The organism is Rhizobium sp. NFR03 (genome assembly GCF_900111275.1).
GTDB lineage: Bacteria > Pseudomonadota > Alphaproteobacteria > Rhizobiales > Rhizobiaceae > Ferranicluibacter.
Window position 1 is genome coordinate 53,322 of sequence record NZ_FOGR01000007.1, and the last position, 16,055, is coordinate 69,376.

The following is a 16,055-nucleotide window of genomic DNA, read 5'->3' on the forward strand; positions in this document are numbered from 1 at the left end:
CTCATGGGCAAGATCGAAGCTCTCGACCATAAGAAGGATACGTCCGCTTCAGACAATGCGGACGACCGGAAGGACAAGAACAGAGAGAAAACCGAGCGCCGGGACAAGAAGGAAAACCTGCGTGTGTTCGAAGGCACGCCCCGCCCGGACGTTGCAAAAGCGCCCGATGCTCCCGCGCTGCCCGTCGAGATCAAGCCGGCCCCTGAGCCGGTCAAGACGCAGCCCCGGCCTGCGTCTGCCACGCAAACCGATCAGCAGCGTCCCGTCATTCGCACGCCACGCTCATGGCTGCTCCGCCGTGCAGGCCTCATCGCCAGTTTCCTCTGCCTTGCCCTTCTTCCGGCCGTCGCCTCCGCCATCTACATGATCTTCATCGCGGCCGACGAGTATCACAGCCGCGCATCCTTCGCGGTCCGAAGCATCGACTCTGCGGGTTCTTCCGACATACTGGGCATGTTCACACAGGCCTCCAGCGGCAACACCACCTCCGACAGCTACATTCTCATCGACTTCATTCGAAGCGAGCGCATGTTGCGGGCGATCGAGCAGAAGTTCGACGTCGAGAGCATCTACGCCGTCCGCGGCCTTGATTATGTCTATGGTCTGCGCCCGGGTCTGCCGCTCGAAGACCGGTTGCGTTACTGGCGCCGCATGATGGATGTGACCTATGACCACACCTCCGGCATCATGGATCTGACCGTCTACGCCTTTGAGCCGCGCCACTCGCAGGAAATCGCGCGTTTCGTGCTGGAGGAGAGCGAGGAGTTGATCAACACCTTGTCGCGCAATGCCCGCACGACCGTGCTGGAGGAAGCGCGCCAGGAAATCACGACGGCGGAGCAGCGCCTTGTGCAGGCGCGCACGGCCGTCCGCGAGTATCGAAACGAAACGCAGGAGATCGATCCTGTAGAGGGCGCCCGCCTCACGGGTCAGCTTATTTCCGCGATGGAACTTCAACTCGCCCAGCTGAACACGAGCCTGAGCACCGCGCGGGCCGAGATGAGCGAGGACAGTCCCCGAATCCGTGTTCTGAAGAGCCAGATCGATAGCGTCCGCCAGCAGATCGACGTCGAGCGCCGCCGGATTGGCGGTGGTGGGGCGGTAACCGGCGGAAGCAGCGCCACCGACACGCTGCCGGTCGCCGGTCGCCTGCAACGGTTCGAGGCGCTGGAAACGGAGCGCGATTTCGCCGAGCGCGCCTATACCGCCGCTCTTTCGAGCCTCGAAAGCGCCCGGCAGGACGCCAACAACCGTCAACGCTACCTCGCCACCTTCCTCGATCCGACGCTTTCGGAACGTGCCCAGTACCCGGCTCGTTTCCTCAACAGCGCTCTGATCCTCCTGGCGCTCGTCTTCGCCTGGACGGTGATCGTCATGGCCTGGTACAATATCCGGGACCGGAACTGAGCCACGCGCTCCACAAGGTCGATCACGCTTCTTGTGTAGCCCCGAGCATATTCGTCACCTGCGCCCGCGGCTGGCGTCTGGCGACATCCCGCACGTGGCTTGGCGGGCTGCCGGTGATGCGCTTGAAGGCGCGGCTGAAGGACGCTTCGGACTCGTAGCCGAGGCGTTCCGCGACGGCCGCAACACGCTGACCCTCGCCAAGCCACTGGTGCGCCTGATGCATGCGCATGCGGGCGACGTAGCGGGCAGGTGTCTCGCCGACCACCTCCGCGAAGCGCTGCGCAAAACCGGAGCGTGAGGCCCCCATATGCCGGGCGAGTTCATCGACGCTCCAGTCATGGGCGGGGTCGAGGTGGATCGCGGCCAGCACCCGGCCGATCTCGGGATTACGCAAGGCCGCCAGCCAGCCGGTCGAGTCGCCGCAGCCATGCTCCACCCAGGTGCGGATGAGCGTTGCCGTCAGCACGTCGGCAAGGCGCGACAGGATGCCACCTGCACCGACGCGGTTCATCTCCACCTCGCGCTGCATGGCATCGAGCAGCGGGCGGATGGATGGCTCGCTGGCCGCAAGATCGCTGGCCCGCATCACATCCGGCATGAGTTGCAGCAGCGGGTGGAGCGTATCGACATTGAAGCGCATCAAGGCATAGAACAGGACATTGCGGCTGTCAGAGCCTCGGCATTCCAGCTCCACGATACCGTCGCAGAGAGGCTTGCGCGGCAAAGCGGCGACCGGCGTGGCCGGCACGCCGGGCGCGCTGGCCAGAATATGAGGGTCGCCGCGCGGGATCAGCAGAGCATCGCCGGGATGAAGCTCGCTCCAGTCGCCGGACGGATCCTGAAAGAAGGCGGAGCCTGCCGCGAGGAAATGGAACTGTGCTGCATCCTGCCTGGGGAAGGACGTGGCCCAAGGTGCGTTCGGCTGGCAACGGCTGTAGTCCACGCCATCGAGACGCAAGCCCTTCAACATCTCCGTCAGTGGATCGTTCACGGCGCGGCCTCCTGATTTGGACGAATGGTCATGTGATATGGATTTTCTAGCATAGATTCTCCACGTCGTCACGCTTACCCATATCGCATATTTATCGGAGAGCTTGCTTATGAACACTTTTATCGATGACGGCGTAGCCGAGGTGACGGAAACCGACGACGTCAAAACGGCTGCCTGGGCCGGTGTCGCGTCGCTCTCTCTTGGCGTTTTTGCGCTGGTGACGGCCGAGTTCCTTCCGGCAAGCCTTCTAACCCCCATGTCTCAGGACCTCGGCGTCAGCATCGGTGCGGCCGGACAATCCGTGACGATGACGGCCATCGTCGGGGCAATCGCGGGTCCCGCCGTCGTGATCGGAACCAGCCGGTGGGACCGCCGCGGTACGCTTCTGGTGCTCACCACGCTCCTCATCGTGTCGAGCCTCATGGCCGCCATGGCGAGCGGCTTGCCGATGCTGCTTCTGTCCCGCGCTCTGCTTGGCATCGGCCTCGGTGGCTTCTGGGCTATGTCGCTGGCGCTCGCCATGCGCCTTGTTCCCGGCCGTCTCATGCCGCGCGCGATGGCGATCATCATGACGGGCGTTTCGCTCGCCACCGTCTGCGCGGCGCCGCTTGGTGCGTGGATCGGAGAAGCCTATGGCTGGCGCACGGCCTTCGGCCTCTCCGCCGCGCTCGGCATCGTTGCCCTCGTCATGCAGGCCACCAGCCTTCCGGCTATGCCGTCGAAGGGTGCGGCCGGCCTGTCGACGCTGCTCGGCGTCCTGCGCCGGCCGGCCATTCGCGTCGGTCTGCTGACGGTGCTTCTCGTCGTCGCCGGTCACTTCGCCGGCTTCACCTTCATCCGCTATTACCTTGAGACCGTTCCCGGCTTCGGCGTGGAGGCACTCTCTGCCATCCTGCTTGCCTATGGCATCGGCGGCTTTCTCGGCAACATCTTTGGCGGCTTCGTCTCGGAGCGGAACACCTCGCTCTCGATCGCGCTTGCCGCCGGCGGTGTTGCCGTGACCGCTCTCGTTCTGGCACTCGCCGGCGCATCTCCCGCTGTCGCAGCGGTTACCACAGCCCTCTGGGGCTTTGCCTTCGGCGCCTTGCCGGTCAGCGTGCAGAGCTATGTCACGCGCGCGGCTGGCGATGAGGCGGAAAGTGCGGGTGCCTTGATGCTCAGCACCTTCCAGATTGCGATTTCGAGCGGCGCGGTCCTCGGCGGATTGCTGGTCGATACCCATGGTGCCACCGCTGTCTTCGGGTTCACCAGCGTCTCCGCCGTCCTCGGCGTGCTCGTCATCGTCTTTGCCGGACGGGCGCGCTTGCAGCCGGCCTGATCTTATATCGAAGGAAAGCGACGGCGGCAGCGATGCCGCCGTTTGCACGTCGGCGGGATGTCGATCGGCGATAGAAACCCCTTCGCTCCGGCCGATGGCAGTGGCATATATTTTGAACATGTCCAGCTATCGAAAGGCAGACGCCATGACCCAGAAGATCGCCATCATCACCGCGGGTGGAAGCGGCATGGGGGCGGATGCCGCCCGCCGGCTCGCCGCAGACGGCTTCAAGGTCGCGATCCTCTCGTCTTCCGGCAAAGGTGAGGCGCTGGCCGAAGAACTCGGCGGCTTGGGTGTCACCGGATCCAACCAGTCGAACGACGATCTCAAGACACTGGTCGATCGCACGATGGAGCGCTGGGGTCGCATCGACGTTCTCGTCAACAGCGCCGGACACGGGCCGAGAGCCCCCGTCGCCGATATCACCGATGAAGACTGGGTCCGGGGCATGGACGTCTATTTCATGAATGTCGTCCGCCCGGTGCGTCTGGTTGCGCCGATCATGCGCGCGCAGAAATCCAGCGTCATCATCAATATTTCCAGCTTCAGCGCGGTCGAGCCCGATCCGGTCTTCCCGACCTCTTCGGTGTTCCGGGCGGGCCTTGCCGCTTATACCAAGCTCTTCGCCGACCAGTTCGCAGCCGACAACGTGCGCATGAACAACGTCCTCCCCGGCTTCATCGACAGCCTGCCGGAGAAGGACGCGTTTCGCGACCGCGTTCCCATGGGTCGTTACGGCAAGAGCGAGGAAATCGCGGCCACCGTCTCATTTCTCGCCTCCGACGGCGCAGGCTACATCACAGGCCAGAGCATCCGCGTGGATGGGGGCATCACGCGATCGCTTTGAGAGGCTGCCACAGAAATCCGGATGGCTCGATCAGCCATCCGTAGACCATCCGGTTCAGACAACGCTTACATTTCACATTCGGAAGGTAAGGCTTCACTAAATCTTTATGTAAAACTGTTTTGGTGACACGCATCGTACATGATTGCCAAGAGAGCTTCCGATGTCCCTCCGTATTCCCGCGCGTCTTATGATTATGGCTTCGGCAGCCTTGTTGTTGATCATCGGTCTTGGCCTGATCAGCTATCAACAGATGTCCACCGTCTACACCGCAGCCTCGGACACGCGACAGGTATGGATGCCTCGGGTGATGAAGCTCGACGGGATACAGTTCACGCTTTTGCGCTACCACACGACGACGATCCGCACGGCCATCGCGGTCGACCCTGTCGAAATCAAGGGTCTGAACGACGAGTTCGTTGAAATGGATGCGAGCATTCCGAAGTCGTACGACGATTTCCGCGCAACGCTGACATCCGATCTCGATCGTGCCAAATGGAAGACGTTCGAGGAGAAGTGGGCGGCCTACCTCGCAGCCCGTCAAAAGATAGCCGATGCGGTGAAGACCGGAGACCAGGCAGCGGCCGTCGCCGCGATTGCCCCAGCCCGTCAGCCGCTGGTGGATGCCTTCGGAGCGCTTGGCGAGGTCATCACGTTGAACGATGCTGGTGCTGCCGCCTCGGCGACCGCCGCAGATGCCGCCTTCTCGCGTTCTTCCATGACGACAGCGAGTTTCATCGGGCTGAGCGTCATCATCCTCGGAGGCTTCGCCCTCTGGATTATCATGGGAGTGTCCCGTCCGATCGCGCGTCTCTCGAAAGTCATGCTCTCGATTGCAGGCGGCAAGCTGAACGAGGTCATATCGGATGCCGGCCGCAAGGATGAAATCGGGGAGATGGCCGGAGCCGTCGAGATCCTGCGTCAGTCGTCGATCGACAAGCTGGAGATGGAGAAAGGTGCCGAACAGGCGCGCGTCAATGCGCGCAATAACGAAGCCGAGGTTCAGCGCCGTGCCGAGGAAGAGGCGGAGCAACGCCTCAACCAGGCGACAGGCTCGCTTGCGGCAGCTCTCAGACGTCTCGCTGCGTATGATCTGACGTGCGAGGTTGAACAGGCCTTCGCGCAGCAGTTCGAACCGCTCCGCCACGATTTCAACAGTTCCGTCCGCCAGTTGCGCAGCGTTCTTGTCTCGGTGGGAAGCGTTGGTCTGGGTGTGGCGAACGGCAGCGGCGAGATCTCGCAGGCATCCGACGATCTGTCCCGGCGCACGGAACAGCAGGCTGCATCGCTTGAACAAACGGCCGCTGCGCTCGAAGAGATCACGGCAAACGTTCAGGCGACATCAAAGCGCTCTTCCGAGGCTCGAACGCTTGTCCGCAGTGCTCGCCAGCACGCAGAGAATTCCGGTGCCGTCGTCAGCAACGCCGTCGCTGCCATGCAGCGCATCGAACACTCCTCGCAACAGATCACGCAGATTATCAGCGTGATAGACGAGATTGCCTTTCAGACAAACCTTCTCGCTCTCAATGCCGGCGTGGAGGCCGCGCGTGCGGGCGAAGCGGGACGCGGCTTTGCCGTTGTCGCACAAGAGGTGCGCGAGCTCGCGCAACGCTCGGCGAAGGCTGCCAAGGAGATCAAGTCGCTGATCAGCAACTCGGGCATTGCGGTGACCGAAGGCGTAAGGCTCGTGGGAGATACCGGCGAAGGCCTGAAGCAGATCGCCCTCGTGGTTGAAGACATCAATATGCACATGGATGCCATTGCTGTATCCGCGCAAGAGCAGGCGTCGGGTCTCGCCGAGGTCAACACGGCTGTCAACCACATGGATCAGGCGACGCAGCAAAATGCTGCAATGGTCGAGGAGATGAATGCTGCAAGCGTCGGGCTTGCCGATGAGAGCCAACAACTTGCGCAGTTGATCGCACAGTTTCGCACCGGTTCGACATCTCATTCGCGAGAGTTCCCTACAGGGTTCCGTCAGGTCGCTTAGGCACTGCATAGAGCCATGCCGGCCATATCGACCGGCGAGATCCTTTGGAGTGTGCGGAGCCGCAGACAGCAGCACGTCATACGCATCCATCAGCAAGGGATCTCGCAAGGGGAGGGGTGCCGTCCGTACGCACGGCACCCCGTCGTCGCTACTTGTTCAGGGCTTGCGCGATCTGGTCCACGTTGTAGCGGAACATCGTCTGGTAGGTATGAGCCGGGCCGTTCGCCTTTGAAAGCGCTTCGACGTAGAGTTCGCCGCCGGGCTTGGCACTGGTCGCCGATGCGATCTGCTTGACGAGCTTCGGATCGTTGGAATTTTCGAAAAAGTAGACCTTCACGTTCTCGGTCTTGATCTGCTCGATCAGCCTGGCAACATCGGCCGCCGAGGCTTCGGTTTCCGTCGAGAGGCCGATGGGCGCAAGGAACGTTACATTGTATTCGCGGCCGAAATAGCCGAACGCATCGTGGCTGGTCAGGATCTTGCGCTTGTCCACGGGAACCTTGTCGAGCTGCGCGTGGGCATAGGCGTCGAGATCGTGCAGCGTCCTGCGGTAGTGCTCGGCGTTGGCCTTGAAGGAGGCCGCATCTTCAGGGGCAGCTTTTTCCAATGCCTTTTCGATGTTATCGACCCAGACGAGCACGTTGACGGGGCTGTTCCAGACGTGGGGATCGGTGACGGTCTCGCCGTCTTCCACCATCGTTCGTGTCTTGATCCCGTCCGATGCGACAACAGGCGTCCCCTTGAAGCCGGAGGCAGTGATCAGTCGGTCCATCCATCCTTCGAGACCTTCGCCGCTGACGAACACCATGTCGGCCGCATTCAGGTTGCGGGCGTCATCCGGGGACGGCTCGAACTCATGGGGGTCGCCATCGGGACCGACAAGCGAGGTGACCTTGACGTTATCGCCGCCGACTTCGTGGACGACATCGGCAAGAACCGTAAAGCTCGCGACGACATCGAGCGTTTTAGCCGAAGCGGTTCCCGCAAACCCCGAAACGGCGAGGAGCGCCGTGCTCACATATACGAAATGCCGGGTGTGCTTCATCGTGTAACTCCTTTTGTGCATCTTCAGATGCGGGCTGGAAATACGCGTCTGAGTGCTCCGGAAGGGCAAAACAGGAGCGAGACGCCGTATATCAGGGCAGCAACCAGGATGATGGTCGGTCCGGATGCGAGGCCCAGATGGTAGGAAAGCAGCAGGCCCAGAAAGCCCGAGACGGCGGCGGTGATGGCGGCGATGGCCATCATGACGGGAAGCGTCCGCGCCCAGAGCTGCGCGACCGCCGCAGGCAGCATCATCAGTCCGACCGCCATTAAGGTGCCGAGCGCCTGAAAACCTGCAACAAGATTGAGAACGACCAGAAAGAGAAACAGGAAGTGGTAAGCCGATCCATGCCCGCGCACGGAGCGGAGAAAGCCGGGGTCGAAGCATTCCGCGACCAAAGGACGATAGACGATGGCGAGGATCGTGATGGTGAAGGTCGTGATCCCGCCGACGAAGAAGAGGGCGTTTGCGTCGATGGCGAGAATCGTGCCGAAAAGGACGTGCAGCAGATCGATGTTCGATCCATGTAGCGAGACAATCAGCACGCCGGCGGCTAGCGATGCGAGATAGAAGCTGGCGAAACTGGCGTCTTCCTTCAGCACCGTCGTTCGGCTGACGAGGCCCGACAGCATGGCGACGATCAGCCCGGCGACCACGCCGCCAATTCCCATGGCAGGAAGCGACAGACCTCCGGCAATCAGGAAGCCGATGGCGGCGCCCGGAAGGACGGCATGGCTCATGGCATCCCCGACGAGGCTCATGCGCCGGAGCATGAGAAGCACGCCGACCGGGCCGGAGCCAAGGCCGAGCGAGATGCAGGCGACGAGCGCCCGGCGCATAAACCCGTACTCGATGAAGGGATGAAGGACGGCATCGTAAACGCTCATTGCGCCACCACCGATAGTCTTGCCGCCGCACCTTCGGACATTGCCCGTGCCCGTTGCAGGTTCGCAGGCGACATCACCGTTTCCGTGTCGCCCCAGCCGATGAGTTCGCGGGCCATGAGGAGGGTCCGGGGGAAGTATGATCGGACCTGGTCGATGTCGTGCAGGACCGCCACGATGGTCCGGTTCTCGGCCTTCCAGCGATCGATGATCGCGAGGAGATCGCGCGTGGTTGCGGCATCGATGGCTGCAAACGGCTCATCGAGAATGATGAATGTCGGGTCCTGCAGCAACAGACGCGCGAAGAGGACACGCTGGAACTGACCGGATGACAAAGCGCCGATATGCCGGTGGCCGAACCCATCGAGCCCGACGGCGTGAAGGGCGGCGAGACCCTTTTCGGCCGACCCGCGGGAAAGCCTGCGGAAACCGCCAGTTTCCTTCCAGGCGCCGAGCATCACCGTATCGGCGACGGTCAGAGGGAAATGCCGGTCGATCTCCGCTGTCTGCGGCAGGTAGCCGAAGTCCTGCCTGCGTAGCCCACCCCGGTCGATTTTACCCGATGCGACCGGCAGATCGTCCATCAGCGCCTTGAGAAGCGTCGATTTCCCCGCACCATTCGGTCCGGCGATGGCTGTGACGCTTCCCGGCGAAAAACAGCCCGTCATGCCACTGACCGCGACATGACGGTCATAGGTGATCGAGACGTTGTTGAACGTCACCGCGGCCGCGTTCATGGAAGCGCGACCGCCCAGAGGATCGCGCCCCATAGGGCAAGATGCAGGACAGCCACCGCGGCAAGCCGCGTCAAAGACGACCGCGCCATCAAGGACGCCTGAAAGGGGTTCGTGTCTTTTGCCATGAAAACGACCATACGTCGATGATGATCGTGTTCTGTTATATTATATCATTTTCATTGTCGAACAAATTGTTCGTCCGGCACCATATGCCGGTTTAACCGAGGTCGTTATCGATACGACTTTGTGTTGCCGAGCCCTCTCATCGGCCGTGGTCGTACAGGCCCTAACGGCTGCTGCGCGCGACGGCCCGATGCCGGTCTTCGCAGACAGCACGCACATCCCTGAGCAGCGAGTTGCGATTGTCGGGACTCCAGATCATGTGGAGTTCGGCAAGGCAGTCCTCGCGCAAATCCAGCGGCCTGAAGATCACGTTGGTCGAGCAGGCATTCTGCGTTCCCGCCGGCACCATGGCCAGCCCGATGCCGGCGCTGACGAGGGACAGGATCGCCTGAGAATGCGTCATGCTCTGGACGATCCTGGGTTCGATGCGGTGTTCGGCGATCAGGCGTGTCAACATGTCGTGCAGGTAGCGTGCCTGCGGGGAGAACATGATAAATGGCTCGCCGTTCAGCATGTCGGGGCGAACGCGCCTGTGAGCGCTCAGCGGATGGGTTTTCGGAAGGGCCAGCATCATCGCCTCCCGGGCGACGCAGAGGCTGTCGAGACGGTGCTGTGCGGCCAATGGACGTGAAAAGCCCAGATCGATCTCGCCGTCGTTGATCGCCTTCATCTGCTCGGCTGTTTCCATCTGCACCAGCTCCAACTCAATCTGCGGCGCGGACGTGCGCGCTCTCGCGATGAAATCGGGGAGAAACGTGTAGGTCGCGGCTCCGACGAACGCGACGCGCACCGATCCGGCACTGCCCCGCGCGGCGCGCCTCGCCGCGGTCATGGCCGCTTCCCCCTGCGCCACGAGCTTCTGTGCCTCGTGCAGGAAGGCATGGCCCGCCGGCGTCAAGGCCACGCGCCGGCTGCTGCGCTCGAAAAGCGACACGTCGAGCTGCTCCTCCAGCAGCCGGATCTGGCGGCTGAGCGGTGGTTGCGTGATGTTCAGCCGGCGAGCAGCCCGGCTGAAGTTCAGCTCCGACGCCAGAACGATAAAGGATCTGACATGCGCCATGTCCAGCATTCATTCAATTCCTGAATAGATGTTCGACAACATTCGATTTGGACTTAGATGGATGCGAGCGCTATTCGTCAAGGTATAGACACAACATCAGGTGCGCGAACGATGGACACGATAGCCAAGACCGTTTCCCGACAACAGGACGCCAGCCCGGACAGCATCGCCTGGATCCGGCTGTCATCGATCTTCCTGCCGTTGAAAACCCCGATCAGTGACGCGAAGGTTCTCACGGGCCGGCAGAAGCCGCTGACCGAGGTGGCCTTTCTCTTCGCGGAGATCGAGACGAGACAGGGTCACAGCGGCATCGGGTTCAGCTATTCGAAGCGCGCAGGCGGTCCCGGCCAGTTCGAGCATGCACGCGAGATCGCCAACGTTCTCATCGGTGAGGATCCGAACGATATCGGCAAGCTCTGGAACAAGCTCTGCTGGGCCGGCGCGTCGGTCGGGCGCAGCGGTCTCGCCGTCCAGGCCATCGCCGCGTTCGACATTGCCCTCTGGGACCTCAAGGCCAAGCGTGCCGGTCTTCCGCTCGCCAAACTGCTCGGTGCCCACCGCGATTCCGTGCGCTGCTACAACACGTCGGGCGGATTTCTGTCTTCGCCCATCGAAGAGGTTCTCGACAATGTCGAACAGTCGATCGCCGCGGGCATCGGCGGCATCAAGATCAAGGTCGGTCAGCCCGACATGACGATCGATGCCAAGCGCGTGGCCGCGGTCCACGAGCGGATCGGCGGGCGGGCCGCCATGATGGTCGACGCGAACCAGCAATGGGACAGGCCGGCGGCTATGCGGTTCGGCCGGATGATGGAACCCTACAACCTGACCTGGATCGAGGAGCCGCTGGATGCGTACGACGTCGAGGGCCATGCGATGCTCGCGGCGCATTTGGATACGCCGATCGCCACCGGCGAAATGCTCGCAAGTGCGCTGGAGCATGTCGCGCTTATCAACAACAACGCGGTCGATTTCATCCAGCCCGACGCGCCGCGTGTCGGCGGGATCACCCAGTTCCTGAAGATCTGCGCGCTGGCAGAGGCAAAGAAGCTGCAGCTGGCGCCGCATTTCGCCATGGAGATCCACCTTCACCTTGCAGCGGCGTATGAGCTTGAGCCCTGGGTGGAGCATTTCGACTGGCTCGACCCGCTGTTCAACGAGCATCTGGAGATCGAACATGGCCGAATGATCGTGCCGGCCCGCCTGGGGCTCGGTATCACGCTGTCCGAACAGGCCCATCGCTGGAAGAGGGCGGAGGCCGAGTTCGGAAAGCGGCCGTAGCGTCGCGGCTCAGGCCGTTCCGCGCACGACGATATGGAAATCGACATTGATCATCGCCTCCACAGTCTCATCGCCGTCTATCTTCCGCAGGATCGATTGGGCCGCCTTGGTGCCGATATCGCGGCGGTCGATGCGCACGGTGGTCAGGGGCGGATGGGTGTAGGGAGCAAAGTCGAAGTCTCCAAATCCGACGATGGCAAGATCTTCGGGCATCCTGCATCCACGCGCATAGGCTTCGGCCAGCGCGCCATGGGCGACGACATCCGAGGAGCAGAACACGCCGAGCGTGCCGTGTCCGCGATCCAGAAGTTGCGCCATCGCCTGGCGCCCGTCCCGGAACGTCGAGGGTGAATTCATTTCGAGATCGGGAAGCTCCACCTCGGCAATTCCGCTGAGGCGCTGCACGAAGCCGTCCCGGCGCTGGACGGCCCGGGGATCGTTTGCGCCGATCTGCGCGTAGCGATCATATCCTTTGCGCAACAGGTGATCGGCAACCAAAGCACCGACGGCGGCATGGGAAAACCCGACCGCTGTATCAAGCGGGGATGGCGTGGAATCCCAGATCTCGACGATCGGAAGGCCCGCCGCCGTCAGCATGGCGCGCGTTTCTTTAAGATGCGTGATGCCCGTCAGGATGATGCCGTCCGGACGACGGGCGAGAATGGCGCGCGTCAGTTCCAGTTCCCGCTTCGGGTCGTAGCCGCTGAGGCCGAGAAGCAACTGATACCCCGCGGTGACGAGTTCCGTGTTCAGGCCCTCGATCGTTTCGGCGAAGATCGTGCTGGACACCGCGGGGACGATGGCAGCAATCAGCTTTGTCCTTCGGGAGGCGAGACCGCCGGCAAGCAGGTTGGGGACATAGCCGGTGCGGGCGATGACACGCTCGATCGCCTCAAGTGTTCCCGGCTTCACGAGGCCCGGCGTGTTGATTGCCCGCGACACTGTGACCGGCGACACGTTTGCCAGCCTCGCAATGTCCGCCAGCGTCACCGGCCCGCGCGACGCGGTCTGCCTGTTCTTTCCCGAATCCACTTTAACCCCTCCGTTAAAATGATTTACGCTTTCATTTTGTTGATGAGCAAGAGGGCATGCAGGACGAGTGAACGAAAAATAGCTAACTACTTGATATAATGACATTAGAAATTTTTATCTGCAACTTGCGACGTACGATTGTCCGAGTACAATGAAAGCGCTTTCATTTCTTCTGGAGGAGGATCCGGAGGGGTGAATTTTCGGGAACTGGCGAGAGCCAGACAAAGGGAGGAGACAGAATGAACCTCAAGCGGATCATGAAAATTGTGGCCGTTGCAGCGGCGTTTGGCGCATCCGGTGCCGCGCCCGGCCACGCGGCCGACGACTATCCATCCAAGACCGTCACCGTGGTTGTTCCCTTCGCCGCTGGCGGCAACACCGACACGTTCGGCCGCCTCGTCGCCGAGCAGTTGGACAAGCGATTGGGCCAGCGGTTCATCGTTGAGAACAAGCCTGGCGCGGGCGGCAATATCGGCCTTGGCGATCTCGCCCGCTCCAAGCCCGATGGCTACACGATCGGCATGGGCACCGTCAGCTCGAATGCCATAAACCAGACGCTTTACAAGACCTTGCCCTACAGCAAGGAGAAGGGCTTCGAGCCGATCTCGCTGATTGCAAGTCTGCCGAACGTGCTGGTGGTCAATCCTGACAAGATCAAGGCGAACTCGGTCGAGGAGCTGATCGCGTTCCTCAAGGCCGAGCCGGGCAAGCACACCTACGCCTCTTCCGGTGTCGGCACCTCCATTCACCTTGCCGGTGAATTGATGGCCACCAAGACCGGCATCAAGATGACCCATGTTCCCTACAAGGGCAGCAGCCAGGCCATTCTCGATGTGGTGGCAGGTCACGTGGACATGATGTTCGATAACATTCCCACGGCCGCCCAGCAGGTCAAGGCTGGCAAGGTCAAGGCGCTCGCGGTGACGAGCCTCGAAAGGGCCAGCCTTCTGCCCGACGTGCCCACCATGGCGAGCGTCATTCCGGGCTTCGAAGCGACCTCCTGGCATGGCCTCTTCGCCCCTCCCGGCACGCCGCCCGAAATCGTCGAGAAGCTGAGCAAGGAAGTCCAGGCCATCATCGCGGATCCCGCCATGAAGGCGAAGCTGGAGGCGATGGGTGTCACACCGGTTGGCAGCACGTCGGCGGAATTCAAGGACTTCATCGCCAAGGAAACGGCGAAGTGGGCCGACGTCATCAAAGCCGCGAACGTTCCCCTGCAATGACCTGTCTTGCCGGCTGGCATCTGTCGGCCGGCAACACCCTTCCTGCGAGATCTGAACCATGCTGAAGATAAAAAACGGCCGCGACTTCATCGGCGGCTTGACGATGATCTGCGTCGCTCTCCTGTTCATCTGGTTTGGCAGAGAGCTCACCGTGGGTAATTCATTCCAGATGGGACCCGGTTACTTCCCGGTCATGCTGAGCATCCTGCTGATCGCGATCGGCGCGCTGATCGTCGTCCAGTCTGTCGTCGTCCATGCGGAGGAGAGCGAGCCGGATATGTGGAACTGGACAGCCTTTGCGCTTGTCATCCTCGGGCCGGTCGGTTTCGGCCTTGTCCTTTCCGGTCTTGGGCTGGCGCCCACCATGTTCCTTCTCATCGTCGGGGTGGCCGCAGCCAGCCGCTACGCAAACTGGCGGCATTCGATCCTGCTCGGCCTGTTCCTGTCGGTCTGTTCCGTTCTGCTGTTCACACGGCTGCTGGCGCTGCCCGTCAGTGCCTTCGGGCCGTGGGTTCCGTTTCTCGGCAGCGTGTGACGTTCCCGGACAGCCGGCAACTGGATTGGATTTTCCATGGATCTCTTTTCGAACCTCATGCTCGGTGCGTCGACGGCCTTCCTTCCGATGAACCTCTTCTATGGCTTCATCGGATGTCTTCTGGGCACCGCCATCGGCGTGCTTCCGGGGCTGGGGCCCACCGCAACCATCGCCATGCTGCTGCCGATCACCTTCGGCCTGCCACCGGAATCCGCGCTCATCATGCTCGCGGGTATTTTCTACGGCGCCCAGTATGGCGGCTCGACGACGGCCATTCTTATCAACCTTCCTGGCGAAAGCTCCTCGGTCGTCACGGCAATCGACGGCTACCAGATGGCGCGCAACGGGCGGGCCGGTGCCGCTCTTGCAACGGCTGCGCTGGGCTCCTTCTTCGCGGGCACGGTCGCGACGATCCTGCTCGCCATGGCTGCGCCGCCTCTGGCCGCAGTTGCGCTGAACTTCGGTCCGGCCGAATATTTCTCGCTTATGGTGCTCGGCCTCGTCGCCTCGGTGGCGCTGGCAAGCGGTTCCCTGCCGAAGGCCATGGCGATGATCGTGTTCGGGCTGATGCTGGGCACTGTCGGCACCGACGTGGAGAGCGGCACGCCGCGCTATGTCTTTGACATCCCGGAGCTTTATGACGGCCTGAACTTCGTGGCCGTCAGCATGGGCATATTCGGGATCTGCGAAATCCTTCGAAATCTCGAGAACGAGCAGGAGAGGTCCGTCAGCGTCAAGCGCGTGACCGGGTTGATGCTGACGAAGGACGACGTCAAACGTATCATTGGGCCGGTCCTGCGCGGCACGGCGCTCGGCTCGTTCCTCGGTGTTCTACCGGGCGGTGGCGCCATGCTCGCCTCCTTTGCGTCCTACGCTATGGAGAAGCGCCTGTCGCCGAACCGCGCGGAGTTCGGCAAGGGCGCGATCGAAGGCGTTGCTGCACCGGAATCGGCGAACAATGCCGGTGCGCAGACCTCGTTCATTCCCATGCTGACGCTCGGCATTCCCGGCAATCCGGTTATGGCCCTGATGGTCGGCGCGATGATCCTGCAGGGCATCACGCCCGGTCCGAACGTCATTTCGGATGAGCCCGCCCTCTTCTGGGGAATGATCGTCTCCATGTGGTCGGGCAATCTCATGCTGGTCATTCTCAACCTGCCGCTCATAGGCCTGTGGGTGCGAATGCTGACGGTGCCTTACCATCTCCTGTTCCCAGCCATCATCGGCTTCTGCTGTATCGGCGCTTACAGTATCAACAACAGCGTTTTCGACGTGTTCGTCATGTCAGGCTTCGGCGTCGTCGGTTTCATCCTCAGCAAGCTTCGCTTCGAGCCGGCGCCGTTGCTTCTCGGTTTCATTCTGGGGCCGATGCTGGAGGAAAACCTTCGGCGTGCCATGTTGATCAGCCAGGGGGATCCCACGGTCTTCGTGCGCAGCCCGCTCAGCCTGTCTCTTCTCCTTTTCGCAGCCGTCGTTCTGGCGCTCGTGCTGGCGCCGGGCATCAGCCGCAAGCGGGAAGAGGCATTCACGGAATAAGGGACGTTCCACGTCCAGGATAGAGGTGCCGACCGGCACCAAGTTCGGA

General features: G+C 62.0%; 14 protein-coding genes. 8 read left to right on the top strand and 6 right to left on the bottom strand.

What is annotated here, in order from left to right; genetic code table 11:
- The first annotated feature begins 3 nt into the window (after positions 1–3).
- A complete protein-coding gene (locus BSG19_RS19605; RefSeq protein ID WP_092989717.1) occupies positions 4–1,407 on the top strand; it encodes a KpsE/RkpR family capsule polysaccharide export protein in 1,404 nt (467 codons plus the stop codon).
- Positions 1,408–1,429: 22 nt separating this feature from the next.
- Here BSG19_RS19605 and BSG19_RS19610 read toward each other — a convergent pair whose 3' ends face one another.
- A complete protein-coding gene (locus BSG19_RS19610) occupies positions 1,430–2,398 on the bottom strand; it encodes an AraC family transcriptional regulator (RefSeq protein WP_092989718.1) in 969 nt (322 codons plus the stop codon).
- A gap of 109 nt (positions 2,399–2,507) precedes the next feature.
- On the opposite strand from BSG19_RS19610, the gene BSG19_RS19615 reads away from it, so the two are divergent.
- From BSG19_RS19615 to BSG19_RS19625, 3 genes are all read left to right on the top strand, one after another.
- Positions 2,508–3,716 carry an MFS transporter gene (locus tag BSG19_RS19615; protein WP_092989719.1) on the top strand — a complete coding sequence of 403 codons (1,209 nt, stop codon included), beginning with the start codon at positions 2,508–2,510 and terminating at the stop codon, positions 3,714–3,716.
- A 145-nt stretch (positions 3,717–3,861) separates the two neighbouring features.
- The gene (locus BSG19_RS19620) at positions 3,862–4,563 is read left to right on the top strand and encodes an SDR family oxidoreductase (RefSeq protein WP_092989810.1); all 702 of its coding nucleotides are present in this window, start codon (positions 3,862–3,864) and stop codon (positions 4,561–4,563) included.
- A 160-nt stretch (positions 4,564–4,723) separates the two neighbouring features.
- Positions 4,724–6,550 carry a methyl-accepting chemotaxis protein gene (locus tag BSG19_RS19625; protein ID WP_092989720.1) on the top strand — a complete coding sequence of 609 codons (1,827 nt, stop codon included), beginning with the start codon at positions 4,724–4,726 and terminating at the stop codon, positions 6,548–6,550.
- 148 nt (positions 6,551–6,698) lie between these two features.
- Here BSG19_RS19625 and BSG19_RS19630 read toward each other — a convergent pair whose 3' ends face one another.
- The 4 genes from BSG19_RS19630 to BSG19_RS19645 all read right to left on the bottom strand — a co-directional run bounded on the left by BSG19_RS19630 (position 6,699) and on the right by BSG19_RS19645 (position 10,408).
- On the bottom strand, positions 6,699–7,595 hold the full coding sequence (locus BSG19_RS19630; RefSeq protein WP_092989721.1) for a metal ABC transporter solute-binding protein, Zn/Mn family: 897 nt from the start codon (positions 7,593–7,595) through the stop codon (positions 6,699–6,701).
- Between the two features lie 23 nt (positions 7,596–7,618).
- Positions 7,619–8,482 carry a metal ABC transporter permease gene (locus BSG19_RS19635; RefSeq protein ID WP_092989722.1) on the bottom strand — a complete coding sequence of 288 codons (864 nt, stop codon included), beginning with the start codon at positions 8,480–8,482 and terminating at the stop codon, positions 7,619–7,621.
- Positions 8,479–9,216 carry a metal ABC transporter ATP-binding protein gene (locus tag BSG19_RS19640; protein WP_092989723.1) on the bottom strand — a complete coding sequence of 246 codons (738 nt, stop codon included), beginning with the start codon at positions 9,214–9,216 and terminating at the stop codon, positions 8,479–8,481. The genes BSG19_RS19635 and BSG19_RS19640 overlap by 4 nt, the downstream gene beginning before the upstream one ends.
- Before the next feature lie 286 nt (positions 9,217–9,502).
- Complete coding sequence (locus BSG19_RS19645; protein ID WP_092989724.1) at positions 9,503–10,408, bottom strand: LysR family transcriptional regulator; 906 nt, start codon at positions 10,406–10,408, stop codon at positions 9,503–9,505.
- A gap of 102 nt (positions 10,409–10,510) precedes the next feature.
- Here BSG19_RS19645 and BSG19_RS19650 point away from each other — a divergent pair, with 102 nt between their 5' ends.
- Positions 10,511–11,680, top strand: a complete 1,170-nt coding sequence (locus BSG19_RS19650; protein ID WP_092989725.1) for an L-talarate/galactarate dehydratase — start codon at positions 10,511–10,513, stop codon at positions 11,678–11,680.
- A gap of 9 nt (positions 11,681–11,689) precedes the next feature.
- On the opposite strand, the gene BSG19_RS19655 is transcribed toward BSG19_RS19650, so the two are convergent.
- Positions 11,690–12,712 carry a LacI family DNA-binding transcriptional regulator gene (locus tag BSG19_RS19655; protein ID WP_092989726.1) on the bottom strand — a complete coding sequence of 341 codons (1,023 nt, stop codon included), beginning with the start codon at positions 12,710–12,712 and terminating at the stop codon, positions 11,690–11,692.
- Positions 12,713–12,951: 239 nt separating this feature from the next.
- Here BSG19_RS19655 and BSG19_RS19660 point away from each other — a divergent pair, with 239 nt between their 5' ends.
- From BSG19_RS19660 to BSG19_RS19670, 3 genes are read left to right on the top strand one after another with little or no spacing between them, the layout of a single operon-like run.
- The gene (locus BSG19_RS19660; protein WP_092989727.1) at positions 12,952–13,935 is read left to right on the top strand and encodes a Bug family tripartite tricarboxylate transporter substrate binding protein; all 984 of its coding nucleotides are present in this window, start codon (positions 12,952–12,954) and stop codon (positions 13,933–13,935) included.
- Between the two features lie 58 nt (positions 13,936–13,993).
- A complete protein-coding gene (locus BSG19_RS19665; protein ID WP_092989728.1) occupies positions 13,994–14,470 on the top strand; it encodes a tripartite tricarboxylate transporter TctB family protein in 477 nt (158 codons plus the stop codon).
- A gap of 36 nt (positions 14,471–14,506) precedes the next feature.
- Positions 14,507–16,006, top strand: a complete 1,500-nt coding sequence (locus BSG19_RS19670) for a tripartite tricarboxylate transporter permease (protein ID WP_092989729.1) — start codon at positions 14,507–14,509, stop codon at positions 16,004–16,006.
- The last annotated feature ends 49 nt before the right edge of the window (positions 16,007–16,055 follow it).